Consider the following 26,101-nt stretch of genomic DNA (forward strand, 5'->3'; position numbering starts at 1 on the left):
CCTGACAGGTCAAGTTACAAAAAGATTGGCGGATTTTTGCTACCGGCACGAGGGCCGGACCAACGGGCCCCCGGGGCCCATGGATCCCGGCCTCAGGCCAGCTTGCCGTGGCAGTGCTTGTACTTCTTGCCGCTGCCGCAGGGGCAGGGGTCGTTGCGGCCGACATGGGCCACCGGGGCGCGGGCGGTGCTCTCGTCCAGCGTGGTCTGCGCCTCGCCGGTCTCGGTGGGCGCGGTGTAGGTCACGTTGGCGATGTGCTCGGCACGCTCCTCCAGGGCCTCGGCAGCCTGGTCGAGCTGCTCGCCGGACTGCACGCGCACGGTCATGAGCACGCGGGTGACCTCGTTCTTCACCGAATCCAGCAGCTGGCCGAACAGCTCGAAGGCCTCGCGCTTGTACTCCTGCTTGGGCTGCTTCTGCGCGTAGCCGCGCAGGTGGATGCCCTGGCGCAGGTAGTCCAGCGCGGCCAGGTGCTCGCGCCAGTGGGTGTCCAGGCTCTGCAGCAGGACCACGCGCTCGAACTGGGTGAAGTTCTGCGCGCCGATCTGCGCCAGCTTGGCCGCGAAGGCGGCGTGGGCGGCGGCGACCACCGCCTCGAGGATCTCCTCGTCGGTGATGGAGGCGGATTCCTTGACCTTGTCCTGCAGCGAGACCTGCACGCCCCAGTCCTCGGCCAGGGTCTTCTCCAGGCCGGCCAGGTCCCACTGCTCCTCGACGGACTCGGCGGGGACGAACTGGCGCACCAGGTCGGTGAAGCAGCCCTCGCGCAGGGCGGTGATCTGGGCCTCCAGGTCCTGCGCGTCGAGGATGTCGTTGCGCTGCTGGTAGATCACCTTGCGCTGGTCGTTGGCGACGTCGTCGTACTCCAGCAGCTGCTTGCGGATGTCGAAGTTGCGGGCCTCGACCTTGCGCTGCGCGCTCTCGATGCTGCGGGTGACGATGCCGGCTTCGATGGCCTCGCCCTCGGGCATCTTGAGGCGGTCCATGATGGCGCGCACGCGGTCGCCCGCGAAGATGCGCATCAGCGGGTCGTCGAGGCCCAGGTAGAAGCGCGAAGAGCCCGGGTCGCCCTGGCGGCCGGAGCGGCCCCGCAGCTGGTTGTCGATGCGGCGCGACTCATGGCGCTCGGTGGCGATGATGCGCAGGCCGCCCAGCGAGGTGACCAGCTCGTGGTCCTTCTTCCACTGGGCGCGCAGTTCCTCGATGCGCGCGGCCTTGGCGGCGGCGTCCAGCGATTCGTCGGCCTCGATGGCCTCGATGGCCTTCTCCACGTTGCCGCCCAGCACGATGTCGGTGCCGCGGCCCGCCATGTTGGTGGCGATGGTGATCATCTTCGGGCGGCCGGCCTGGGCCACGATGTCGGCCTCGCGGGCGTGCTGCTTGGCGTTGAGCACCTGGTGCGGCAGCTTCGCCTTGTCCAGCAGCTGGGAGATGATCTCGGAGTTCTCGATCGAGCTGGTGCCCACCAGCACCGGCTGGCCGCGCTCGTAGCACTCGCGGATGTCGGCGATGGCGGCGTCGTACTTTTCCTTGGTGGTCTTGTAGACGCGATCGAGCTGGTCCTCGCGCTTGCTCACGCGGTTCGGCGGGATGACCACGGTCTCCAGGCCGTAGATCTCCTGGAACTCGTAGGCCTCGGTGTCGGCCGTGCCGGTCATGCCGGCGAGCTTGGCGTACAGGCGGAAATAGTTCTGGAAGGTGATCGAGGCCAGGGTCTGGTTCTCGGGCTGGATCGGCACGCCCTCCTTGGCCTCCACCGCCTGGTGCAGGCCGTCGCTCCAGCGCCGGCCGGCCATCAGGCGGCCGGTGAACTCGTCGACGATCACGATCTCGCGCTGGCCGCCCTCGCCCGCCTGCACCACGTAGTGCTGGTCGCGGAAGTACAGGTGGTGCGCGCGCAGGCCCGCGTACACGTGGTGCATCAGCGTGATGTTGGCCGGGTCGTAGAGCGAGGCGCCCTCGGCCAGCAGGCCGTTCTCGGCGAGCACGCGCTCGGCGGTCTCGTGGCCGCGCTCGGTCAGGTACACCTGCCGGCTCTTCTCGTCGACGGTGAAGTCGCCCGGCTTGGTCACGCCTTCGCCGGTGCGCGGGTCGGCCTCGCCCTCCTGGCGCTCCAGGCGCGGGATCAGGCGGTCGATGGCGATGTACAGCTCGGTCTGGTCCTCGGCCTGGCCGCTGATGATCAGCGGGGTGCGGGCCTCGTCGATCAGGATCGAGTCCACCTCGTCGACGATGGCGTAGTTCAGGCCCCGCTGCACGCGGTCGGCCTGCTCGTAGACCATGTTGTCACGCAGGTAGTCGAAGCCGTATTCGTTGTTGGTGCCGTAGGTGATGTCGCAGCGGTAGGCTTCCTGCTTCTGCTCGCGCGGCATCTGCGGCAGGTTCACGCCCACCGACAGGCCCAGGAAGTTGTAGAGCCGGCCCATCCAGGTGGCGTCGCGGTTGGCCAGGTAGTCGTTCACCGTGACCACGTGGACGCCCTTGCCGGGCAGCGCGTTGAGGTAGACGGCCAGCGTGGCGGTGAGGGTCTTGCCCTCGCCGGTGCGCATTTCGGAGATCTTGCCGTTGTGCAGCGCCATGGCGCCGAGCATCTGCACGTCGAAGTGGCGCATCTTCATGACGCGCTTGGAGCCCTCGCGGACCACGGCGAAGGCCTCGGGCAGCAGGGCGTCGAGCGTCTCGCCCTTGGCCAGGCGGTCGCGGAACTCCTGGGTCTTGGCGCGCAGGGCCGCGTCGTCGAGCTTTTCGAACACCGGCTCCAGGGCGTTGATGCGGTCCACCGTCTTGCGGTACTGCTTGAGCAGCCGGTCGTTGCGGGAGCCGAAGATCTGGGTCAGGAAGTTCTTCATGAACGCGGCGCGTCCCTCGCCGGCGGTGCCGGCGGGGCGCGCAATCCTTTACGGGTTATGCACGGGAAGGCGTCGGGCGCGCGGGCGCGCCGAACAAACCAACGATTTTACCCACGGGTACGCGGCGGCCCGGACCGGCTGGCAAGCCCTTCCGGGATAATCGGGCGAGTCCCGCCCTGCCCCTGCCGATGTACCCCGAACGCCACCGGATCCACCAGCCTGTCACCCTGCTGCAGGCGGCCGAATCCTCGCCCACGCTGGCGGGGCTGGCGGCGCTGGCGCGGGAATCGGGCGAGCGGCTCAAGGCGGTGGAGCCGCTGATCCCGCCGCCGCTGCGCGCGGTGGTCCAGGCCGGGCCGATCGAGGGCAGCGGCTGGTGCCTGCTGGTGCGGGGCAACGCGGCCGCCGCCAAGCTGCGGCAGCTGCTGCCGGCGCTGGCCGCCCGGCTGCGGCAGCGGGGGTGGGACGTGCAGACGATCCGGCTGAAGGTGCAGGCCTGACCGGCAGCTTGCCGGCCGGCCCGCCCTTCGCGCCTCCTCAGGCCTGCTGGATACCCGCCACCACCCAGCCACCGGCGCCGTTGCGCGCCTTGACCAGGTGCCAGGTCTCGTCCAGGTCCTCCGGCGCGGCGCCGGCCTCGTGGCGGATGCTGCCGGTGAAGCGCACGCTGGCCACGTAGCGGTCACCCTCCTCCACCACGGCCAGCACCTGCGCGGCCAGGCCGAAGACCTCGGTGCGCTGGGGCGCGTCGCCGCGGTCGGCCAGGTCGGCCTTCACGACCTCGAACATCTCCGGCGTGAGGTACTCGCGCAGGCGGACCAGGTCACGGGCGTCGTTGGCTTCCTGCAGGGCGGTGAAGTTCGCCTGGGCGGCGCGGGTGAAACCCGCCACGTCGAAATCGGCCGGGATGACGCCGGCCGGCGCCGGGGCGCCGAGGCCGGAGCCGATGCCCGAACCGATGCCCGAACCGATCAGGCTGCCGGTGCGCTGGCCCGCGGGCTCGGCGGTGCGCTGCATCGACAGCGGCGAGCCGGCGTGGCCGCCGCCCGCACCCGCGCCCGCGCCCGAAGCGGCGAGAGCCGGCGTCGCGCCCGCGGCGCGGCGGCGCATGACGAGGCCGACGACCACCAGCACGGCCAGCACCAGCAGGCCGATCAGCATGAAGCTGGCAAGCTCCTCGGCGAAGCCGAAGTGCGAGGCCAGCGCCGCCAGGCCCAGGCCGGCGGCGAGGCCGGCGACCGGGCCGAGCCAGCTGCGCTTGGCGGGCGCGGCGGCGGCGGTGGCGGCCGTCGCCGCCGCAGGGGCCGCAGCCCCGGCCGTGGCGGGCTGCGACTGGGGCGTGGTGGGTGCGGGCGAGGCCGGCTGGCTGCGCGCCGGCGCCGTGACCGACTCGCGCTGCATTCCGCTGGACTTGCCGCCGCCGAGCCGGCGCGCGGCCTCGGCGTCGAACGCAGTCAGGCCGACCGACAGCGCGACGGCCAGGATGGTGAGGGCTTTCTTCATGTGACCTGTCTCCTTTTCAAACACATGGACCCTGCAACGTAACCCATTTCACGCATCGAAAAAAGAAGACAGAGACTGGCGATGGATCAGAAAAAACAGAAGAGTCAGGAATGCCCGCGCCGGACAGGACGCGGACCTCAGGCAGCCACGCCCACCAGGGCCACGGAGGCGAACAACGCCCCCTGGTCCACGTAGCCCTGCGACAGCAGTCCCAACTGCTGCGCCGCCGCCTGGCTCATCTCCTGCGTGAGGCCGTCGGCGCGCAGGTACAGGTGCACGTCGAAAGCGCCCTGCCCCGGAGCCAGCACGCGGCCCAGGCCGGGGTCGGCGGCGGCCACGTAGCAGGCGTAGGGCATGGCCTGGCCGGCGGGGGCGTAGAACCAGTCCCCGGTCAGCGCGTTGCGCCAGGCCGCCAGGGGCAACGTGTCGCTGCCGACGCGGTCGGTGGTGGCGAAGGCCGGCTGCGCGCCGGGCGTCACGGCAAGGGACAGGGTACGGTCGCCATTGGGCAGCAGCGCGCCGTAGACGAGCTTGGCGGGGGTCTCGTTCACGTCGGCCACGGTGACCCGCACGGACTGCAGGCTGGCATTGCCGGCGGCGTCGGCCGCGCGCACCACCAGGTCGTAGAGGTTGTCGCGGTTGGCGTCCTGCGGCAGCTCGTAGTCGGGCGCGGCGGCGAAGCGCAGCGCGCCGGTGGCGGGGTCGAGGCGGAACAGGGCGGCGTCGGCGCCGCCGGCCAGGCCCCAGGTCGCGGCCTCGTCGGCGGCGAAGGTGGCCACCGGCAGGGTGTTCTCCGGCACCGTCTTCGCGCTGCTGGCCGCGCCCGCACCGCCCGAGGGGCCGGTGATGCGCGGTGCGACCTCGTCGAGGTCGGTGACGGTGACGAGCACCGACTGCACGCTGGCATTGCCGGCGGCGTCGGTGGCGCGCACCTGCAGCTCGTGGATGTTGTTGCCGTTGGCGTCGCGCGGCAGCTCGTAGTCGGGCGCGGCGGTGAAGGCCAGCGCGCCGCTGGCGGCGTCGAGCGTGAACAGCCCGGCGTCGTTGCCGCCGGCCAGGCTCCAGGCCACGGCCTCGTTGGCGGTGAAGGTGGCGACCGGCCGCGCGTTCTCCGGGACCGACTTCGCGCTGGCGGCTGCACCGGGGCCGCCCGAGGGGCCGGTGATCACCGGCGGGCTGGTGTCGACCGTGCCGCCGCTGCTGCTGCCGCTGGTGGGCACGCCCGGGTCGACGATGCGGCCGACGGCCAGGTCGTTGTCGCCGAAGGCGTTGTCGGTCAGCGTGAGCTCGATGGCGGTGACGATGCCGCCGCTGGTGATGAAGCGCGCGCCGTCGCCGCCGGGCGTGCGCTGGGTGAAGTCGTACCAGCCGGCCGAGGTGATGGGGCGGCCCTCCAGGTCCACCAGGTTGCCCGCGAGCGCGCCGGCGCTGACGTACTTCTGGTAGCCGGTGAAGGTGCCCGCGGCCACCTGGGCGCGCGAGATGTCCAGCACCACGCGCACCTGGGTGCCGGCGCGCGCCGGGTCGGCGTCCACCAGACCCATGCTTTGCAGCGGCTCGATGGTGAACTGGATCGGGTCCCAGGCGGCGCCGGCGGGCTTCGAGCCGCCGGTGGCGGCGCTGGTGGGGGCCAGCACCTTCACGTCACTGAGCTGGGCGCTGTCGTCGACGGCGCTGCCCGGGGTGGACTGCATCACGGCCACCGACATCACCCTGGTGAAGTCGGTCAGCGTGCCGGCGATGGCGGCGTTGAACTGGTCCACCGTGGTCCAGGCCAGGGTGGTCACGGCGTTCTGGTTGGCGTCGGCGATGCCGTCGCCGTTGAGGTCGCCCTGCACGCCGCCGGCGGTGTTGGCATTGGCGGCCAGGCGCGTCTCGACGCTGGCGCCGATGCCGTCGCGGTCCAGCGTGTCGCGGGCGTCGAACGTCAGCGTGAGCGAGGCGCCGTGGCCGCCGTCCGAGGCCTTGAGGAAGAACTGGTCGATGGTGGCGCTCGCCGCCGGCGTGTAGCTGTAGGCGCCGGTCTGCGTGTTCAGGGCCAGCGTGGAGCCCGAGGCCACGGTCCTGGTGACCGTGGTGCCGGCGGGCACCGCGCTTTGCGAGAAGGTGGCGATGGTGTCGAACGAGAAGCGGATCTTCTCGCCGTCGGAGTCCAGCCAGTCGGTGCCGTTCCAGAACGTGGGCAGGCGGTTCTGGTCCATGCCGCCAACCGCGCCGCGGGTGACGGTGGTGGTGGCGTCGATCTTCACGTTCTCGCGCCGGCTGGTGATGTCGTACAGGCCAGGCGTGCTGTCGATGGTGAAGGCGTTGGACAGGTTGCTGGTGTAGCCGCCGCGTGAGAGGCGGGCCACGTAGTCACCGGCCACCAGCGGGTGGCTGCCGAAGTCCAGCGTGTAGATGCCGCCGGCCTCGGTGGCGGTGAACTGGCTGGCGTTGACGGCGGTGAGGTTGCCTTGGCCATCGCGCAGGAACAGGCTGACCGTGCAGTTCGCCTCGCCGCGCAGCGTGACCACCTGGGTGGTGTCGGCGGTGAGCAGGTCGTAGGGCGTCGGGTCGGCGGGGGTCTCGGTGACGTCGGTGATCACCGGGTCGGTGAGCGAGGCGACATCGGTGATGGACACCGTGCCCGAGGCGCCCGCGCCATTGCGCACGCCGCCGGTGACGGCGCCGGTCACGACCCGGAAGGCCTCGGTCCCTTCGTTGGACAGGTTGTCCTGCGCCAGCGCCACCCGCAGCTGCAGGGAGAGCTGGCCGGCGGTGATGGTGGGCGTGCTGGTGGCCACCGCCACCCAGTTCGCGCCGTCGTACCACTGCAGCGTGCCGCCGGTGTCGGTGCCGACGGTGGCGGTGCCGCTGGACAAGGTGGGCGCGAAGCTCACGTTCGTGTCGCTGGCGTTGGACAGCGACACCGACACCACGGCATACGGCTGCGCCTCGCTGACGGTGACGTGGCTCACGCTGACCGTGGGCCGGTCGTCGGTGCGGGTCAGGTTGGCGTTGGTCGTGCCGTCAGGGTTGTGGATCTGGCCCGCGCCGGCGTCGTCGATGGTGATGGTGCCGGAGGCGGCGGTGCCGCCCGAGGGCGTGGCGGTGAGGACGATGGTCTCGCCGTTGTCGCTGACCGTGTCCTCGACCACCGGGGTGCGCACCAGGAGGCTGCCACCCGCGGGCATCCGGGGCGGGCTGCCGGCGCTGTAGTCGGCCCAGTTCACGCCGCCGTCCAGGGAGACCTGCAGCGCGGGACCGCGGTCGACGCCGCCGCCGGTGGACGTGCCCGACACGGTGAGCGCGATGCTGGAGCCAGGGTTGCCGGTGACGGTCCACACGGCCCAGGGGGAGGCCTCGTTGACGGTGGCCGAGCTCACGCCGGCGGTGCGGTCGTCGTCGAGGCTGGCGGTGCTGGTATCGAGGGTGCCGCTGGTGAAGGTGCCGGGGTAGCGGACGCCCGTGCCGTCGTCCTTGATCGTCGCCGTGCCCAGCACCGCCGAGCCGCCGCCGACGGGCGTGACCTGCAGCTGGAAGGGCTCGCTGCCCTCGTAGCTGGCGTCCTGCTCCTGCCCGATGGCCACGCGCACGTACAGCGTGCCGCCCGCAGGCAGCGTGATGGACGTGGCGTAGTCGTCCCACGTGCTGCTGGTCGCGTTCCAGACCTTCAGCGTCTGCGCCGCCAGGTCCGCCGTGTTGCTGCCGCTGCCTTCCAGCAGCGCCAGGCTCACCACGCGGCCGGCCGTGCCGCTGACGGTGAAGACCGCGTAGTCCGAGGCCTCGTTGACCGTGATCGGGTTGACGGACAGCGTGCGGTCGTCGTCCTTCACCGCGCCGGCGTCGGCCGCGCCCGTGGTGTTGTCCGGGTAGATGCTGCCGGTGCCGCCGTCCACGATCGTCGCCGTACCGGTGGCGGCCGTGCCGCCACCATTGGCGGCGCGCAGGCCGAAGGTCTCGGGGCCCTCGTACACCGCCGGGTTGTCGTTGGCCAGCGCCACCCGCGCCAGCAGCGTGCCGCCGGCGGGAATGGTGGCGGAGGCGCCATAGGAAACCCACGCGCCGTTCACCAGCACCTGCAGGCTCGACGCGTCGTAGTCGCTGGTGGAAGTGGCCGAGCCAGCCACCATCGAGAGGGTCACCACCTGGCCCGCTGCGCCGCCGACCTCGAACACGGCATAGGGCGAGGCCTCGTTCACCGTGATGCTGTTCACCGTGACGGCGCGGTCGTCGTCCAGGTTGCTGGTGCTGGCGTCGGGCGCGCCATTGGTGATGGTGCCGGCGTAGATCGTGCCGGCGCCGTCGTCCCTGATCGTGGCCGTGCCGGTGACTGCGCTGCCGCCGTTGCCCGGCGTGACCACCAGCTGGAAGGGTTCGGCGCCTTCGTACGTCGTGTCCTGTTCTTGCGCGGTGGCCACCCGCACGTAGAGGGTGCCGCTCACGGCGGGCAACGTCGCCGAGGTGGTGTAGTCGTCCCAGGCACTGGTGGTGGCGTTCCACACCTTCAGTGTCTGCGCCGCCAGGTCCGCCGAGTTGCTGCCGCTGCCTTCGAGCAGCGACAGGGTGACGGTGCCGCCCGGCGCGCCGGTGACGGTGAAGATCGCGAAGGACGAGGCTTCGTTGACCGTGAGGTCGTTCACCGTGGTCGAGACCGAGGTGTCCTGGTCCAGCACCGTGGTGGTGTCGGCCACAGGGGAGCCCGCCGTCACCCCACCCGTGTAGATCGTGCCGTTACCGTCGTCGACGATGGTGCTGGTGGCGCTGCCGGCTGCGCCTGCGCCGGTGGCCGTGGACGCCGTGAGCGAGAAGCCCTCGTCCGCCTCGTTGTTGGTGTCGTGCTCGGGGGTGATGTCCACGCGCACGTAGACCTTGCCGTTGCCCGGCACGTTGGGCTGCACCGCGCTGCTGTAGGTCGTCCACGTGGCGCCGTCGTACGAGAACGCCATCGTGAAGCCCGCCACCGTGGCCTGGGCGGCGCCGGCGCCCGCCAGCGACAGCGCCAGGTTCTCGCCCGGCGTCGCGGTGACGGTGAACATCGCGTGGGTCGAGGCCTCGTTCACAGGGCCATGCGCGACGACGCTCACCGAGAGGTCGTTGTCCTTGGCCGCGGCGCCGTCCACCGCGCCGGTGGTGGCGTCGTAGACCGAGCCGGTGCCGTCGTCCACGATCGTCGCCGTGCCCGTGGTGGGCACGCCGCTGCCGTTGGTGGCGCGCAGGCCGAAAGTCTCGGGCCCCTCATAGGCCGCCGGGTTGTCGTTGGCCAGCGCCACGCGCGCCAGCAGCGTGCCGCCGGCGGGGATCGTGGCCGCGGTGCCGTAGGCCACCCACGCGCCGTTCACCAGCACCTGCAGGCTGGCGGCGTCGTAGTCGCTGGTGGGCGTGGCGGTGCCGCCGACCACGGCCAGCGTGAGCACCTGGCCCGCCGCGCCGCCGACCTGGAACACCGCGTAAGGCGAGGCCTCGTTCACCGTGATGCTGCTCACCGTGAGCGCGCGGTCGTCGTCGAGGTTGCTGGTGCTGGTGTCCGGCACGCCGCTGGTGAGGGTGCCGGCGTAGACCGTGCCGGCACCGTCGTCGACGATGCTGCTGTCGCCGGTGAAGGCGGTGCCCGCGACGTTGGCGGCGGTCAGGCGCAGGGTCTCGCTGCCTTCGGAGGCGCCGTCCTGCATGAGGGCGACGCGCACCTGCAGCGTCGCGGCCGGCAGGGTGGCATAGCTGCCGGCGGTGTAGGCCTGCCACTGCGCGCCGTCCCACCACTCGAGGGCGGGCGCGAAGTCCGCGCCGGCGGTGGCGGTGAGGCCGGAGAGCGACAGGGCCACGCGCTGGCCGGTCGCGCCGCCGACCTGGAAGAAGACGTAGGGCGAGGCCTCGTTGGCCGTGGTACCGGTGACAGTGAGGGCGCGGCTGTCGGGGGTGACGGTGAGGCCCAGGACATCGGTGTCCGACAGGCCGCCGGCGTCGACGGTGGTGATGCGCAGCGAGTCGGCGCCCGAGAACCCCGCCGTGGCCCGGTAGGCCAGCGTGCCCAGCACCGTGTTGAGGGCCGCGCTGCTGGCGCCGGAAAGCACCAGCGGGTCGGCCGGGGTGCCGGTGCCGCTCACGGTGATGCCGCCGCTGGCGGTGGCCGACAGCGTGCCGTGGGCCACGCTCAGGGTGACCGTGCCGCTGCTGGCGAGGTTGTTGTCCACGTCGGCGACCGACAGGCCGGTGAGGGACAGCGTCGCGTAGTCGGGCGTGCCGGGGTTGGCCGGGAGGGTGTTGACCGGCGCGTCGTTGACCGACAGCACGTTCAGGGTCAGCGTGGAGGTGGCGCTGAAGGCGGTGCCGTCGCCGACCTGGAAGCCCACCGTGGCATAGGGCGAGCCGTGGGCATCGGCCACCGGCACGAAGCGCAGCTTGCCGGCGGCGAGGTCGGCGGCGGTGATGACCTGGTTGGCCGTGACCGCGACCCAGGTGGTGCCGGTGCTGTTGTACTGCAGCGCGCCGGCGGCGGGCAGCGAGGTGATCTTGACCGAGGCCAGGGCCGTGCCCTCGGCGTCGGCGTAGCTGCCGAAGTCCGGGGCAGACAGCACCAGGGACGTGTCCTCGGAGGTGGTGGCCGCGTCGTCGGTGGTGGTGGGCGCGTCGTTGGCGCCGTTCAGGGTGATGGTCAGCGTCGCGATCGACGAACCCGAGGAGGTGGGCGCGTTGGTGATCCGGTACTGGAAGGTATCGGTCAGGCTCTGGCCCGCGCCCAGCGCGTTGACGGCGGGCAGGCTGTCGTTCGGCGCGTACGAGTAGGCCCCGTTGCTCGAAAGGGTCAGCGTGCCGTACCTGCCGGCGACCGTGGTGCTGGTGCCGATGGCGGTGTCGGCGGCGGCCCCCGACAGGCGCGCGCCGGCGACGAGGGTGGTGGTTCCGGGGCCGGTCGCCGCCGCCGTTTCCTTGTCGTTGGACAGGAGGTTGCCGCTGGCGTTCGCCCCCGCCGACGTGCCGGCTTCGGTGGCGGCGCCGGTGTCGGCCGCGGCCACCGGGTCGTTGCTGCCGGCGCCATACACGGTGATGTTCAGGGTGGACGAACTCTGCGCGCCCGTGCTGTCCTGCATCGTGTAGCTGAACACCTCGACGGCGGACTGGCCAGACGCCAGCCTGGCGTTGTCGGTGGTGGGCGTGTAGGTGTAGCTGCCGTTGGCCCCCAGCGTGAGGGTGCCGTGCGTGCCGGTGAAGGTCTGGCCCGCGGTGACGGTGGAACTGAACGTGTAGGCGCCGCCGGTGGCGACCGAGAACTCCCCGCCCACCCGCACCGCGGTGATGACGCCGTTGGTGTACGTCACCGAGCTGACCGTCATGCCGGCGGTGGTGCCCGGCCCCGAGACCGTCATGCCGGCGGTGATGCTGCCGGCGACCGCGCTCAGGCCGGTCAGGTCGGTGTAGCCGCTGCTGGTGGTGTTGCTGACGGTGGCGGTCTTGCCGCCGGAGGCGTTCTCCGTCGCCGAGCTGGAGTTCTCGAACAGGACGGACGCGTTCGTCGTGAGGAAAGTCGCGAGGTTGCTGATCGCGACGTAGCTGCCCCCGTTGGCGTAGTGCGTGGGCGTGTAGTTGAGGACGATCTCGGAGTCGCTGCCCGTGGTGGTCCGCGTGTGGACAGAGACCAGCGAGTAGCTGCTGCCGTTGTAGTAGTAGAGGCCCCGGTAGTTGTCGCCCGCCGCGTCGGTGGACAGCTTGACGTAGGCCTCTTCGCCGCCGTTGACGGAGGTGAAGCCGCTGTCCCCGCGGAAGATCAGCTTCGCGCTGCCGGCGGTGACCGCCACGGTGCCCGCGCTGGCCGACGCATTGGCCGTGATGCCGACGATGCTCCTGGTGTCGCCCGTGTCCGGGTCGGTGTCGTTGGCCAGGACGTTGCCGGTGGCGTTGTAGCCGGTCGACACGAAGCCGGAGGTGGCGGTGGTGCTCTCTCGCGCGCTGTTGTAGTCGGCGACGGCGATGGGCGCGTCATTCGCCGGCGTGGCGGTGATGGCCAGCGTGTAGCTCGCGGCGCTCGTGGCCGTGCCGTCGCTCACCGTGTAGCCCACGCTCGCATAGGGCGAGCCGCTGGCATCGGCCGCCGGCACGAAGCGCAGCTTGCCGGCCGCGATGTCCGCCGCGGTGATGGACTGGTTCAGGGTGACCGCGCCCCAGGTGCCGCCGCTGTTGTATTGCAGCGCGCCGGCAGCCGGCAGGCTGGTGACCTGCACCGAGGCCAGCGGGTCGCCGTCGATGTCGGTGAAGGTGCCGAAGTCACCGAGGCCCAGTACCGCGATCGCGTCCTCGGCGAGGGTCAGGGTGTCGTTCGAGCCGGTGGGCGCGTCGTTCACCGGCGTCACGTTCACCGTGAGCGTGTAGGTGCCTGCGCCGTAGGCCGCGCCGTCGCTCACCTGGAACTGCAGCGAGGTGTAGGGCGAGCCGTGGGCCTCGGCTGCCGGTGTGAAGCGCAGCTTGCCGGCGGCGATGTCGGCGGCGGTGATCTCCTGGCCGGCGGTGACCGGGGCCCAGGTGCTGCCGCTGCTGTTGTACTGGAGGCTGCCGGCGCCGGGCAGGCTGGTGACCTTCACCTTGGCCAGCGGCGTGGACTCGGCGTCCGCGTAGCTGCCGAAGTCGCCCAGGCCGAGGACGATGGCCGTGTCCTCACGGGTGGTGACGCTGTCGTGGGTCGACGTCGGCGCGTCGTTCACCGGGGTGATCGACAGGCTCAGGCTGGCCGTGGCGGTGCCGCCGTTGCCGTCGGACAGCGTGTACTTCACCAGCGGCACGGTGCCGGCGTAGTTGGACACGGGCGTGAAGGTGTAGGCCCCGGTGGCGGCGAGCGTGAAGCTGCCGACGCCGGGGATGGCGGTGGCCTGCCCCAGGCTGCCGCTGGTGCCGCCGATGGTGAAGGCGGTGACGCTGAGCGTGTCGCCATTGGCATCGGTGTCATTGGCCAGCACGTTGCCGGCGGCCGAGGCGTCCTCGTTCAGGATGGCGCTGTCGTTCACGCCCACCGGCGCGCTGTTCACCGGAAGCACGCTGTTCATCGAGCTGTCGACGCGGTCCGAGCTGCTGCCGATGGCGGCGTTCCCGCTGAAGTAGCTGTTGTCCAGGCTCAGGATGAAGGCGGTGTCGCCGCTCGTGCCGGCGCCGCTGCCGTCGTTGTCCAGCCAGACGTAGAAGCCCTTGACCACGCCGCCGACCTTGATCGGCCGGCTCGCCAGCCCGGTGAAGGTGGTGGTGACGCCATTAGCCTCGTACGACACCGTGCCCAGCACGTTGTTGCCCGAGAACTGCACGCCGGCCTGCGAAAAGGTGACCCGTGTGGTGGACACCGCCGTGGTGTTGATCGTGACGCTGCTGGTCTCCTCGCCGAAGAAGCCGTCGGGCGCGCCGCTGGCGGTGGCCCGGTAGAGGCCCTGGACCTGGAGGGTGACCAGCTGGTGCGGCCAGGCCTGCGCCACGCGGGGGTGGAACGGCAGGGCCGGGGCCTGGCCGCGGCCGCCGGCCAGGCGCCAGTGGCTGCGGCCGGTGCGCGGGTCGCGGCCCAGGGGGCGGCCGGCGGCCCAGACCTCGGCGCCGGTCAGGCGCGCGAGGGTGGCGGTCCAGGCCGTGTCCAGGCCGACGTCGCAGGCCCACAGGGCGATGCGCCGCACGCGCCAGTGCGCCAGCAGGTGCGCGCCGCGCTCCAGGGCCTCGCGGTCGATCCAGTGCCCGGCGATCGACAGGCCGCCGCGGGCGCCGTGGGCCACCAGGTGCAGGGTGTTCAGCGTCTCGCCGGCCAGCGCGCAGGTCAGGGCCTGCAAGGGGTCGGCGGCGTGGCCCAGGGCCAGGGCGGGCAGGCGGGCCTCGTGGAGCAGGGGATCCAGTTCCGTGGCGAGCCCGTCGGCGATCAGCAGTTCGGAGGGGCGGGCGGGCGTGAAGCGGAGGGACATCGGCATCCTGGGCAATTCGGAACGGGCCGCCCAGGGGCCGCGGGACGCGACCCGCAGGCGCGGCCCAAAAGATCTAGAACGTTCGGAATTTTCTCAGAACGGAAGTGGCGTGACCTGCGCTTAAGGAATTCGATAAAAGGCAAAAAGTCCGCACTCTTTGCAGAGATGCGGACTTGAAGATTAAGGAATGAGGGGAATGGGACAGCGAGCCGTCAGGCCATGACCTTGCGCACGTTGTCCGGCGTCATCGGCAGCTGCCGCACCCGCTTGCCGGTGAGGGTGAAGAGCGCGTTGGCAATGGCCGGGGCCACCGCCACCACGCCGGCCTCGCCCATGCCGGTGGGCGGGGCGTCCGACTTCACCAGGCGGGTATGGATCCGCGGCATCTCGCTCATTCGAAGCACCGGGTAGTCGTGGAAGTTGGACTGCACCGCCGCCCCACCCTTCACGGTCACCTGCTCCTTGAGCGCCACCGACAGGCCCCACACCGCCGCGCCCTCGAGCTGGGCGAGCACGTTCTCGGGCTGCACCGCCAGGCCGGGGTCGACGGCGATCCACAGGTCGTGGACCTTCACCTGGCCGCTCTTGCGGTCCAGGGAAATCTCGACCACGCCGGCCGTGACCGTGCCGTGGTAGTCGCCGAAGGCGATGCCCAGCGCGCGGCCGGCGCGGCGCTTGCGCTGCCAGTCGGACATCTCGGCGGCGGCACGCAGCACCGCGTGGGCGCGCGGGTCGTCCTTCGTGAGCTCCAGGCGCAGGGCCAGCGGGTCCACCTTGCGGGCGTGGGCGATCTCGTCGAGGAAGGACTCGATGGCGAACTTGTTGTGGCCCGCGCCGATGCCGCGGAAGGCATGCACGCGCATGCCGCGGTGCTCGCGCACGCCCTCGGAGAGCCAGTTCGGGATGGCGTAGTGCGGCAGGTCGGAGCCGTTCCAGCCGATGTAGTCCTTGCCGCCGGTGGCGGCGAAGCGCGGGGGCGCAGCCACCGCGTCGACGTTCTCGGCCACGATGCGGTGGCGCCAGCCGACGATCTGGCCCTTGTCGTCCAGCGCCGCGCGCAGCACCTGGTGCGTCATCGGGCGCGGGCGGAAGGCGGCGAAGTCGTCCTCCCGGCTCAGGAGCACCTTGACCGTCTTCTTGCTGGCGTTGGCGATGGCCACGGTCTGGCCGACGATGTCGGGCGTGATGCGCCGGCCGAAGCCGCCGCCCATGAGGACCTGGTGGATGCGGATCTTGTCGGGCGTGGTCTTGAGCACGCCGGAGGCGGCCGCCGCCACCAGCACCGGCGCCTGCGTGCCAACCCAGACCTCGGCCGACTGGCCGTCGGGCGCGACGCGGGCGATGCAGTTCATCGGCTCGAGCTGCGCGTGGTAGGTGTGCTCGGTGACGTACGCCGCCTCGATCACCCGGGCCGCGCCGTTGAAGGCGTCCGCCGCGTTGCCTTTCCTGTACGCCTCGCGCGGCTGCGAGTTGGCCGGCGGGTTCTTGGCATGCTCGGCGTATTCGGCCTTGGCCTTCTCGGAGTCGAAATTCGCCGCCGGCGCATTGGCCGTGTTCCAGGTGACCTTGGCCTTGAGCGCGTTGCGGCCCGCACGCGTGGCCTCGACGGTGCGGCCCAGGACCGCGACGCCGAAGGGCATGGGCAGCACCTGCTCCACGCCGGGGATGGCCAGCGCGTCCTGCGCGTTCACGTTCTCGGGCGTGGCGCCCTGCACCGGCGCCTCGAGCACCGCGGCGTAGACCATGTCGGGCACGCGCACGTCGATGCCGTAGACGGCCGTGCCGTTGGTCTTGGAGGCCACGTCGCTGCGCCCGATGTCGGTGCGGCCGACCAGCTTGAACTGCTCCGGCTTCTTCAGGTCGGCCGGCGTGATCTTGGGCAGTTCGGCGGGCAGGGTCGTGAACTTCACGACCTCGCCGTAGGTGATGCGCTGGCCCGTCTTCGCGTGGACCACCCTGCCGGACTCGGTGGACAGCTCGGCGACCGGCACGCCCCACTTCGCGGCGACCGCGTCGAGCAGGACGCGGCGCGCCTGGGCGCCGGCGGTGCGCAGCGGCATCCAGTAGCCCGGCACCGCGATCGAGGCCAGCGAGGCCTGGCCGCCATTGAGCAGCGGGTGCGGGTTGCCGTACACCCGCGCGTTGGCGGGCGCGAACTCGGTGCGCACCTTGGACCAGTCGGCGTCCAGTTCCTCGGCGAGGATCAGGGGCAGCGCGGTGAGTGTGCCCTGCCCCATCTCGCCGGTGGGGACGGTGACGGTGATGGTGTCGTCGGGCGACAGGGTCACCCAGGCATTGGGGCGCAGCGGGCCGTCGGCCTGCGCGCCGGCCTCGCCGCTGGCGGCGGCCAGGCCGGCGCCCAGCGTGACGATGAAGGTCAGGCCGCCGGCGGCAGCCAGGAAGCCGCGGCGGGTGGTCGCCAGGGCGGGGGTCTCGGGGCGGGAGGAGGCCTTCATGTTCAGGCCTCCTTGGCGGCGCGCTGGACCGCCTTGACGATGCGCTGGTAGGTGCCGCAGCGGCAGATGTTGCCGTCCATGTGGCGCACGATCTCGTCGCGCGAGGGGTTCTTCTTCTTCGCCAGCAGCGTGGCGGCCTGCATGATCTGGCCGGACTGGCAGTAGCCGCACTGCGGCACCTGCTCCGCGACCCAGGCCTTCTGCAGGGGATGGGTGCCGTCCTTGGACAGGCCCTCGATGGTGGTCACCTTGCGCTTGCCCACCGCGGAGACCGGCGTCACGCAGGACCGCACGGCCTCGCCATCCAGGTGCACGGTGCAGGCGCCGCACTGCGCCATGCCGCAGCCGAACTTGGTGCCGGTGAGTTGCAGGTGGTCGCGCACCACCCAGAGCAGCGGCGTGGCGGGATCGACGTCGACGGTACGGACTTCGCCGTTGACCGACAGGGAATGCTGGGCCATGTGTCTCCTTGGAGTCTGGTTGTTTGGGCGCGATCGTAGCCATGCCCCATTCCCCGACCAATGCGAAGGGGCGAGGGTTTCCACGGAGGCGCTGTCACCTGCGGCACACCCCGCCCGCGCGAGGCCCGCGCCCGGCCCATACTGCGCCCCGACAGCCACCCCTCCCGCGGAGACACGCCATGCAATTCACCCGCCGCCACGCGCTCGCGCTGGCCCTGGCGCCCCTGGCCACGACGGCCTGGGCCAACGACCCCTATCCCGCCAAGCCGGTGACCATCGTCGTCGCCTATGCCCCCGGGGGCCAGGGCGACGTGTTCGCACGCCTGGTGGGCGAACGCCTGTCCGCCAGCCTCAAGCAAAGCTTCGTGGTGGACAACAAGCCCGGCGTCTCCGGCACCGTGGGCACGCGCATCGCCGCCAAGGCCCGGCCCGACGGCTACACGCTGTTCCTCGGGCAGACCGGCGAGATGGTGGTCAACCGGACCTTGATGAAGGACCTGGGCTACGACCCGATGAAGGAGCTGGCGCCGGTGGTCCTGATCGGCAACGCGCCGCTGGTGATGCTGGCGCCGGCCGACTCGCCGTACAACACCCTGAGCGACTTCATCCGCGCGGCGCAGGCCAGGCCGGGCGAATTCAGCTACGGCTCGGTGGGCGCCGGCACGCCGGGCCACCTCTCGGCGGTGGCCCTCGGGTTGGGCGCCAAATTGAACATGACCCATGTGCCGTACAAGGGGGTGGGCCCGCTCATGACGGACCTGATGGCCGGCCGCCTGAATGCCTTCTTCAGCAGCATCTCGGCGGCCCTGCCCCAGGTGAAGTCCGGCAAGCTCAAGGCGCTGGCGGTGACCACGCCGCAGCGCGTGTCCTCGCTGCCGGGCGTGCCGACGGTGGCCGAATCGGGCCTGCCGGGGTTCAGCTACTCGCTGTGGGGCGGCCTGTTCGCGCCGGCGGGCACGCCGCAGGCGGTGATCGACCAGCTGAATCGGGAGGTGAACACCGCGCTGGCCGCGCCGGACATCCGCGCCCGCTTCGAGGCCGACGGCCTGGCCGTGCCGCGCAACACGCCGGCGGAGTTCGCCGACTACGTGCGGGCCGAGGCGGCCAAGTTCGACAAGCTGGTGCGCGACGCGAATATCAAGCTCGAGCAGTGAGCCGCTGGCGCGCAGGGAGGGGGAAGGTGGTGCCGGTTGTCGGAATCGAACTGACGACCTACCGCTTACAAGGCGGGTGCTCTACCAACTGAGCTAAACCGGCACGAGGGAAATTCTAAGGCCCGCCTGCGCGGGCCCGGCATCACTTGACGCGCTTGAGGGCGGGACGGCCACCGCCCGTGGGCGGCTTGGGCGGCTCGTCACCGGGCTCGGCCACCGTGCCCTCGGAGGGCACCAGCTGCATCGGCGCGCGGTCGGCGCCTTCCGCCTCGGCTGCCGGCGCCTCGCCGGCGATCGGCACCGGCGGCTCGTCGGCCGCCGTTGGGTGCACCGACACCGGGAAGGCCATGCCCTGGCCGTTCTCTCGCGCGTAGATCGCCAGCACGCGGTTGATCGGCACCATGATGTCGCGGGCCACGCCGGCGAAGCGCGCCTTGAACTCGATGAACTCGTTGCCCAGCTTCAGCGCACTGGTGGCGTCGTAGCTGATGTTCAGGACGATCTCGCCGTTCTTCACATAGTCGCGCGGCACCTGCACGGTCTCGTCGACCAGCACGGCGACATAGGGCGTGAAACCGTTGTCCGTGCACCAGTCGTACAGCGCCCGGATCAGGTACGGGCGGGTGGACGTGGACTCGAGGGCGTTCATGGCGCGCGGCGCGATTACTTGCGCATCACCTTCTCGGAGGGCGTCAGCGCCTCGATGTAGGCCGGGCGCGAGAAGATGCGCTCGGCGTACTTCAGCAGCGGCGCGGCGTTCTTGGACAGCTCGATGCCGTAGTAGTCCATGCGCCACAGCAGCGGGGCGATGGCCACGTCCAGCATGGAGAAGTTGTCGCCCAGCATGTACTTGTTCTTCAGGAACACCGGGGCCAGCTGCGTCAGGCGGTCGCGGATGTGGCTACGGGCCTTCTCCAGCGCCTTCTCGTTGCCCTTGGTGGCGCGCGATTCGAGCGTGCTGACGTGGGTGAACAGCTCCTTCTCGAAGTTGAGCAGGAACAGGCGCACGCGGGCGCGGTCCACCGGGTCGCCGGGCATCAGCTGCGGGTGCGGGAAGCGCTCGTCGATGTACTCGTTGATGATGTTCGACTCGTACAGGATCAGGTCACGCTCGACCAGGATCGGCACCTGCCCGTAGGGGTTCATCACGTTGATGTCCTCGGGCTTGTTGTACAGGTCCACGTCGCGGATCTCGAAGTCCATGCCCTTTTCGAACAGGACGAAACGGCAGCGGTGGGAGAACGGGCAGGTCGTTCCCGAGTAAAGCACCATCATGGAAGTGGCTCCTTCAATCAAAAAAGAGTGGGCCGCGAGGCAGCCCACTCTGTGCAAGGCGTCCAGGCCCTCAGGCCTGTGGCGGATCAGAAAGCCGCGTCAGCGGACATTCTTCCAGAAAGCGGCGTTCAGGCGCCAGGCAATCACGGTGAAGACCGACAGGAACAGCAGGACCCACACGCCCACGCGCACGCGGGTGTTCTGGGCCGGCTCGGCCATCCACTGCAGGAAGCCCACCAGGTTGGCGACCGCCTGGTCGTACTGCTGGGGCGTCATGGTGCCGGGGGAGACCTGCTTCCAGCCCTTGAAGACCTGGGTCTCGTGGCCGTGGGCGTTCACCGTCTCGAAGACCGGCTGGCGATCACCCTGCAGCTCCCACAGCACGTGCGGCATGCCCACGCTGGGGAAAGCCAGGTTGTTCCAGCCGGTCGCCTTGGACGGGTCGCGGTAGAACGTGCGCATGTAGGTGTACAGGTAGTCGGCACCGGTGCCGCCGTGGCCGGCGCGCGAGCGGGCGATCAGGGTGAGGTCGGGGGGCACGCCGCCGAACCACTCCTTGGCCTGCTTCGGGTCGATGGCGGCCTTCATGGTCTCGCCGACCTTGTCCGTCGTGAACAGCAGGTTGTCCTTGATCTGCTGCTCGGTCAGGCCGATGTCCTGCAGGCGGTTGAACCGCATGAAGGCCGCGGAGTGGCAGTTCAGGCAGTAGTTGACGAACAGCTTGGCGCCGTCCTGGAGGGCGGGCAGGTCGTTGGTCTTGTTCGGGGCCTTGTCCCAGGCGATGGTGTCGCCGCCGGCGGCCTGCGCGGGCGCAACCGCACCCACGGCCAGGGCCAGGGCGACGAACAGGGAAGAGATGATCTTTTTCATGTGTCGTTGGGCCCTGGGTCTCAATGCGCGGCGAAGGTGACGCGGTCGGGGACGGGCTTGAACTCGCCCTTGGCGCTCCACCACGGCATCAGCAGGAAGAAGCCGAAGTAGAACAGGGTGCCGACTTGCGAGACCCGCTCGCCGATCGGCGAGGGCGGTTGCACGCCCAGGTAGGCCAGCACCACGAAGTTGATCACGAACAGGCCGTACACGTACTTGTGCCAGTCCGGGCGGTAGCGGATCGACTTGACCGGGCTCATGTCCAGCCAGGGCAGGAAGAACAGGATGATGACGGCGCCGCCCATCACGACCACGCCCCAGAACTTGGCGTCGATCGACAGCAGCAGGGCGATGGCCACGGCCGCGGCGATGACGATGCCGCCCTTGAGGAAGCCGGCCAGCTTCGACTTCAGCACGGTGAAGGCGACGGCCAGCACCACGCAGGCCACGAGCACGTACACCATTTGCGTGGTGATGGCGCGCAGCATCGAGTAGAAGGGCGTGAAGTACCACACCGGGGCGATGTGCGCCGGGGTCTTCAGCGGGTCGGCCGGGATGAAGTTGTTGTACTCCAGGAAGTAGCCGCCGAACTCGGGCGCGAAGAAGATGATGGCGGTGAAGACCATCAGGAAGACCGACACGCCCAGGATGTCGTGCACCGAGTAGTACGGGTGGAACGGGATGCCGTCCAGGGGCTTGCCGTTGGCATCCTTGGGGGCGTTGGGGCCCTTGATCTCGACGCCGTCGGGGTTGTTGGAGCCCACGTCGTGCAGCGCCAGGATGTGCGCCACCACCAGGCCCAGCAGGACCAGCGGCACGGCGATCACGTGGAAGCTGAAGAAGCGGTTCAGGGTGGCGTCGGACACCACGTAGTCGCCGCGAATCAGCAGGGCCAGGTCAGGACCGATGAAGGGGATCGCGGAGAACAGGTTCACGATCACCTGGGCGCCCCAGTAGGACATCTGGCCCCAGGGCAGCAGGTAGCCCATGAAGGCCTCGGCCATCAGCACCAGGAAGATGGCGCAGCCGAACACCCACACCAGCTCGCGCGGCTTGCGGTAGCTGCCGTAGATCAGGCCGCGGTACATGTGCAGGTACACCACCACGAAGAACGCCGAGGCGCCGGTGGAGTGCATGTAGCGGATCAGCCATCCCCAGGGGACGTCGCGCATGATGTACTCGACGGAGGCGAAGGCCAGGGTCGCGTCCGGCTTGTAGTGCATCACCAGGAAGATGCCGGTGACGATCTGGATCACCAGCACCAGCAGGGCCAGCGAGCCGAAGAAGTACCAGAAGTTGAAGTTCTTCGGCGCGTAGTACTCGGACAGGTGCTGCTTGTAGCCCGAGAACGCCGTGGGAAAGCGGTTCTCGAACCAGTTGGTCAGCTTCTCGGTGGCCGAGGCGTTGGGAGAGATTTCCTTGAATTCAGCCATGGTCTCAAGCCTTCTTGTCTTCGCCGATCAGGATCTTGCTGTCCGACAGGTACATGTGAGGCGGGACCTCGAGGTTGTCCGGTGCGGGCTTGTTCTTGAAGACGCGGCCGGCCAGGTCGAAGGTCGAGCCGTGGCAGGGGCACAGGAAGCCGCCCTGCCAGTCGTCCGGCAGCGAGGGCTGCGGGCCGGCCTGGAACTTGTCGGAGGGCGAGCAGCCCAGGTGCGAGCAGATGCCCACGCCGACGAAGACCTCGGGCTTGATGGAGCGGTGCGTGTTCTTGGCGTAGTCCGGCGTGGGGTACGCGGTGCGCTCGGAAGCGGGATCGGCGAGCTGGCCGTCGAGCTTGGCCAGGGCGGCCAGCTGCTCGGGGGTGCGCTTCATGATCCACACGGGCTTGCCGCGCCACTCGACGGTGATCTTCTCGCCGGGCTGCAGGGCGGAGATGTCGACTTCCACGGCGGCACCAGCGGCCTTGGCCTTCTCGGAGGGTTGGAAGGTACTCACGAACGGGACGGCGACAAACGCGCCGCCCAGTGCGCCCGCGCAGCCAGACGCGATCAGCCACGTCCGTTTGCTCTTGTCCTCGGGGGTGCTACTCATGGGGGGGTCCTTGACGGAATACGCTTAGATGACGGTCAACCCACGATTGTAGCGAACCATTTCCCCGCGGTTCAATCTCCGGATGGGCTACAGCGTTGCTGATGAGTCATACTTAAATCTCCATTCCAACCGAGGAGGTATCAGCGATGGGACTGCTTAAGGAATTCCGGGAGTTCGCCGTCAAGGGCAACGTGGTCGACCTGGCGGTCGGCGTGATCATCGGCGCGGCGTTCGGCAAGATCGTCGACTCGCTGGTCAAGGACCTGGTGATGCCGCTGGTGGGCCTGGTGGTCGGCCGGCTGGATTTCTCGAGCCAGTTCTTCGTGCTGGGAACCGTGCCCGAGGGCGTGCCGCGCAACCTGGCCGACCTGGCCAAGGCCGGCGTGCCGGTGCTGGCCTGGGGCAACTTCGTGACGGTGGTCGTCAACTTCGCCATCCTGGCCTTCGTGATCTTCATGATGGTCAAGCAGGTCAACCGCCTGCGCCGCGCCGACGAGGCGCCCGCCCCGGCCCCCGCGCCCGCGGCCCCGCCGGAAGACATCATCCTGCTGCGGGAGATCCGCGACAGCCTCAGGAAATAAGGGCACGGGCCGCGCGCACGGCCTCCAGGAAGCTCGACGGGTCGGCGCGGCCGGTGCCGGCCAGGTCGAAGGCGGTGCCGTGGTCCGGGCTGGTGCGCACCAGCGGCAGCCCCAGGGTCACGTTCACGCCCTGGTCCAGGCCCAGGTACTTCACCGGGATCAGGCCCTGGTCGTGGTACATCGCCACGACCACGTCGAATTCGCCGGTGCGCGCCCGCATGAACACGGTGTCGGGCGCATGCGGTCCGCTGGCATCGATGCCCTCGGCGCGGGCCGCCCGCACCGCCGGGGCGATGGCCTCGATCTCCTCCCGGCCGAACAGGCCGCCCTCCCCCGCATGCGGGTTGAGCCCCGCCACCGCGATGCGCGGCGCGCGGCCCAGCGCGCGCGCCAGCGAGGCGTGCGTGATGCGCAGGGTCTCGCGCACATTGGCCTCGGTCACCGCCTCGATAGCCTCGCGCAGCGAGACATGGATGCTCACGAGCACCGTGCGCAGCTCGTGGCTGGCCAGCATCATGCGCACCGGCACCTCGGACACCGGCCGCCCCAGGTGGGCCGCGGCCTCGGCCTGCAGCAGCTCGGTGTGGCCCGGGAAGGCCACGCCGGCGGCGGACAGCGCCTCCTTGTGCAGCGGCGCGGTCACCACGCCGGCCACCTCCCCGCGCAGCGCGGCGCGCGCAGCCCAGGTGACGGCGGCGGCAGCGAGCCGGCCGGCCTCGCGGTCCACCCGTCCCCAGGGCACCAGCGTGCGCGACGGCTCGCCCACCTGCAGCACCGGGATGCAGTGCGGCGGCAGGTCCAGCGCTTCCTGCGGGCGCTCGATCACGGCCACCGGCAGCGGCAGGCCGCCCCGCGCGGCGGCCGCGGCGGCGCGGCGCAGGTGCGGCACGTCGCCGGCGACGAAGCTGCCGGCGAGCAAGGCCGGCTCGGCGGCATAGGCACGCGCGATGATCTCGCCGCCGATGCCGGCGGGGTCGCCCAGGGTGAGGGCCAGCGGCGGGGCGCTTCGGGTCATGCGGGGTTGGGGATGTCGATGAATCGGTGCTCCAGGCCCAGGTCCGCGGCGACGCGGGCCGCCAGCGCCGGCGCGCCGTGGCGCTCGGTGGCATGGTGGCCGCAGGCCAGGAAGCTCACGCCGCACTCGCGCGCGTAGTGGGCCTGGGGCTCGGAGATCTCGCCGGTGATGAAGGCCTGCGCGCCCGCGGCGATCGCCGCCTCGAAATAGCCCTGCGCGCCGCCGGTGCACCAGGCCACGCGGGAGATGGGGCCGCTGGTGCCCTCCACCACCGTGGCCGGCCGGCCCAGCGCGCGCGCGGCATGGTCCGCCAGGGCCTGCGTGGAGGCGAAGGCCTGGCCCGAGGCGGGCGCGCCAAGGAAGCCCAGGTCCTGGTCGCCGAAGCGGGCGTCGGCCGCCAGCCCCAGCACCCGGCCCAGCTGCGCGTTGTTGCCCAGCTCGGGGTGCGCGTCCAGCGGCAGGTGGTAGGCGTAGAGGTTGATGTCGTGGGCCAGCAGGCGGGCCACGCGCTGCTTCATCCAGCCGGTCAGGCGCCCGTCCTGGCCGCGCCAGAACAGGCCGTGGTGGACGACGATGGCGTCGGCCCCCGCCTCGATGGCGGCATCGATCAGGGCCAGGCTGGCGGTGACGCCCGAGACCAGGCGGCGCACCTCGCGGCGCCCCTCCACCTGCAGCCCGTTGGGCCCGTAGTCCTTGAAGCGGCCCGGCTCGAGCAGGGCGTCGAATGCTTGCAGCAGTTGATCGCGGTCGGTCATGGGAGGAACTTGCAACTCTTGCGGATTGTCGGCCAGACCCCAGGTTCTACACTTGTCGAAGTCTTCTTTCGTACGGAACCCCATGCGTCGCTACTGGCTCGTGTTCTCGCAGGCCGTCACCATCCTCCTGGCCGCCTACTTCGTCGTCGCCACGCTCAAGCCCGACTGGATCGGGCGTGCGGGCACCATGAGCCGCACCACCGGCGTGACCCTGCTCGAGGCGCCGTCGCTGCCCGCGGGCGCGGCCCCGCCCGGCAGCCTGCGGCAGGCCGCGCAGAAGGCCTCGGCGGCGGTGGTGAGCATCAGCACCACCAAGGCCACGCGCAATCCCCACGCCAACGACCCGTGGTTCCGCTTCTTCTTCGGCGATCCGGGCAACCAGACCCAGGCCGGCCTGGGCAGCGGCGTGATCATCAGCCCCGACGGCTACATCCTCACCAACAACCACGTGGTCGAGGGCGCCGACGAGATCGAGGTGCAGCTCAATGACGCGCGCATCGCCCGCGGCAAGGTGATCGGCACCGACCCGGACACCGACCTGGCCGTCCTCAAGATCAACCTCGACCGCCTGCCCGTGATCACGCTGGGCAACTCCGACAACCTGCAGGTGGGCGACCAGGTGCTGGCCATCGGCAACCCCTTCGGCGTGGGCCAGACCGTCACCAGCGGCATCGTCAGCGCGGTGGGCCGCAACCAGCTGGGGATCAATACCTTCGAGAACTTCATCCAGACCGACGCCGCCATCAACCCCGGCAACTCCGGCGGCGCGCTGGTCGACGTCAATGGCCAGCTGATGGGGATCAACACCGCGATCTACTCGCGCTCGGGCGGCAGCATGGGCATCGGCTTCGCCATCCCGGTATCCACCGCGAAGCAGGTGCTCGAGGGCATCGTCAAGGAAGGCGCAGTGCGCCGCGGCTGGATCGGCGTGGAGCCGGCCGACCTGTCGCCGGAGCTGAAGGAGACGTTCGGCGTGCGGGCCCGCCAGGGCGTGCTGATCACCGGCGTGCTGCAGAACGGCCCGGCGGCCCGTGCCGGCATCCGCCCCGGCGACGTGATCACCGAGGTGGCCGGCAAGGCCATCTCGAACGTCTCGGAACTGCTCACGCAGGTGGCTGCGCTCAAGCCGGGCGAGGCCGCCCCCTTCAAGGTGCAGCGGCGCGACGATGCGCTGACGCTGGCGGTGACCCCGGGCCTGCGCCCGCGGCCGCCCGCCCCGCCGCAGCGCTGATCGGGTCGCCGACCGGGC

The 26,101-nt window shown here is 70.5% G+C and carries 16 protein-coding genes and 1 tRNA gene; 4 read left to right on the forward strand and 13 right to left on the reverse strand.

Annotated elements, in window-relative coordinates; all coding sequences use genetic code 11:
- Positions 1-92: 92 nt before the first annotated feature.
- Positions 93-2,849, reverse strand: a complete 2,757-nt coding sequence (secA, locus tag ACFQZY_RS15175; RefSeq protein WP_377417307.1) for a preprotein translocase subunit SecA — start codon at positions 2,847-2,849, stop codon at positions 93-95.
- Between the two features lie 188 nt (positions 2,850-3,037).
- On the opposite strand from secA, the gene ACFQZY_RS15180 reads away from it, so the two are divergent.
- The gene (locus ACFQZY_RS15180) at positions 3,038-3,349 is read left to right on the forward strand and encodes a hypothetical protein (protein ID WP_377417309.1); all 312 of its coding nucleotides are present in this window, start codon (positions 3,038-3,040) and stop codon (positions 3,347-3,349) included.
- Positions 3,350-3,386: 37 nt separating this feature from the next.
- On the opposite strand, the gene ACFQZY_RS15185 is transcribed toward ACFQZY_RS15180, so the two are convergent.
- The 4 genes from ACFQZY_RS15185 to ACFQZY_RS15200 all read right to left on the reverse strand — a co-directional run bounded on the left by ACFQZY_RS15185 (position 3,387) and on the right by ACFQZY_RS15200 (position 17,168).
- Positions 3,387-4,352 (reverse strand): Tim44 domain-containing protein, encoded by a 966-nt coding sequence (locus ACFQZY_RS15185; RefSeq protein WP_377417311.1) that lies wholly within the window; start codon positions 4,350-4,352, stop codon positions 3,387-3,389.
- 137 nt (positions 4,353-4,489) lie between these two features.
- On the reverse strand, positions 4,490-14,251 hold the full coding sequence (locus ACFQZY_RS15190) for a tandem-95 repeat protein (RefSeq protein WP_377417313.1): 9,762 nt from the start codon (positions 14,249-14,251) through the stop codon (positions 4,490-4,492).
- A 212-nt stretch (positions 14,252-14,463) separates the two neighbouring features.
- On the reverse strand, positions 14,464-16,707 hold the full coding sequence (locus ACFQZY_RS15195; RefSeq protein ID WP_377417315.1) for a molybdopterin cofactor-binding domain-containing protein: 2,244 nt from the start codon (positions 16,705-16,707) through the stop codon (positions 14,464-14,466).
- A gap of 2 nt (positions 16,708-16,709) precedes the next feature.
- Complete coding sequence (locus ACFQZY_RS15200; protein WP_377417317.1) at positions 16,710-17,168, reverse strand: (2Fe-2S)-binding protein; 459 nt, start codon at positions 17,166-17,168, stop codon at positions 16,710-16,712.
- A gap of 179 nt (positions 17,169-17,347) precedes the next feature.
- Between ACFQZY_RS15200 and ACFQZY_RS15205 the strand changes: the two genes are divergently transcribed.
- Entirely contained in the window at positions 17,348-18,322 is a 975-nt protein-coding gene (locus ACFQZY_RS15205; protein WP_377417319.1) for a Bug family tripartite tricarboxylate transporter substrate binding protein, read from the forward strand.
- A gap of 27 nt (positions 18,323-18,349) precedes the next feature.
- On the opposite strand, the gene ACFQZY_RS15210 is transcribed toward ACFQZY_RS15205, so the two are convergent.
- From ACFQZY_RS15210 to petA, 6 genes are all read right to left on the reverse strand, one after another.
- Positions 18,350-18,425, reverse strand: a tRNA-Thr gene (locus ACFQZY_RS15210).
- A gap of 39 nt (positions 18,426-18,464) precedes the next feature.
- Positions 18,465-18,971 carry a ClpXP protease specificity-enhancing factor gene (locus tag ACFQZY_RS15215; protein WP_377417321.1) on the reverse strand — a complete coding sequence of 169 codons (507 nt, stop codon included), beginning with the start codon at positions 18,969-18,971 and terminating at the stop codon, positions 18,465-18,467.
- A gap of 14 nt (positions 18,972-18,985) precedes the next feature.
- Entirely contained in the window at positions 18,986-19,597 is a 612-nt protein-coding gene (locus tag ACFQZY_RS15220; RefSeq protein ID WP_377417323.1) for a glutathione S-transferase N-terminal domain-containing protein, read from the reverse strand.
- Positions 19,598-19,696: 99 nt separating this feature from the next.
- Positions 19,697-20,467: a cytochrome c1 gene (locus ACFQZY_RS15225; RefSeq protein ID WP_377417325.1), complete on the reverse strand. Its 771-nt coding sequence runs from the start codon at positions 20,465-20,467 to the stop codon at positions 19,697-19,699.
- Positions 20,468-20,487: 20 nt separating this feature from the next.
- A complete protein-coding gene (locus tag ACFQZY_RS15230; RefSeq protein WP_377417327.1) occupies positions 20,488-21,900 on the reverse strand; it encodes a cytochrome bc complex cytochrome b subunit in 1,413 nt (470 codons plus the stop codon).
- A 4-nt stretch (positions 21,901-21,904) separates the two neighbouring features.
- A complete protein-coding gene (petA, locus tag ACFQZY_RS15235) occupies positions 21,905-22,501 on the reverse strand; it encodes a ubiquinol-cytochrome c reductase iron-sulfur subunit (protein WP_377417329.1) in 597 nt (198 codons plus the stop codon).
- A gap of 146 nt (positions 22,502-22,647) precedes the next feature.
- On the opposite strand from petA, the gene mscL reads away from it, so the two are divergent.
- Entirely contained in the window at positions 22,648-23,082 is a 435-nt protein-coding gene (gene mscL / locus ACFQZY_RS15240) for a large conductance mechanosensitive channel protein MscL (protein ID WP_377417330.1), read from the forward strand.
- On the opposite strand, the gene pdxA is transcribed toward mscL, so the two are convergent.
- Both pdxA and ACFQZY_RS15250 read right to left on the reverse strand, forming a co-directional pair.
- Positions 23,072-24,097 carry a 4-hydroxythreonine-4-phosphate dehydrogenase PdxA gene (gene pdxA / locus ACFQZY_RS15245; protein ID WP_377417332.1) on the reverse strand — a complete coding sequence of 342 codons (1,026 nt, stop codon included), beginning with the start codon at positions 24,095-24,097 and terminating at the stop codon, positions 23,072-23,074. The genes mscL and pdxA overlap by 11 nt on opposite strands.
- Positions 24,094-24,852 (reverse strand): Nif3-like dinuclear metal center hexameric protein, encoded by a 759-nt coding sequence (locus ACFQZY_RS15250; RefSeq protein ID WP_377417334.1) that lies wholly within the window; start codon positions 24,850-24,852, stop codon positions 24,094-24,096. Before ACFQZY_RS15250 ends, pdxA begins: the two co-directional genes overlap by 4 nt.
- Positions 24,853-24,934: 82 nt before the next feature.
- Between ACFQZY_RS15250 and ACFQZY_RS15255 the strand changes: the two genes are divergently transcribed.
- The gene (locus ACFQZY_RS15255) at positions 24,935-26,083 is read left to right on the forward strand and encodes a trypsin-like peptidase domain-containing protein (RefSeq protein ID WP_377417336.1); all 1,149 of its coding nucleotides are present in this window, start codon (positions 24,935-24,937) and stop codon (positions 26,081-26,083) included.
- The last annotated feature ends 18 nt before the right edge of the window (positions 26,084-26,101 follow it).

It is taken from the genome of Ramlibacter sp. GCM10027632, from assembly GCF_042675325.1.
Classification (GTDB): Bacteria; Pseudomonadota; Gammaproteobacteria; order Burkholderiales; family Burkholderiaceae_C; genus Ramlibacter.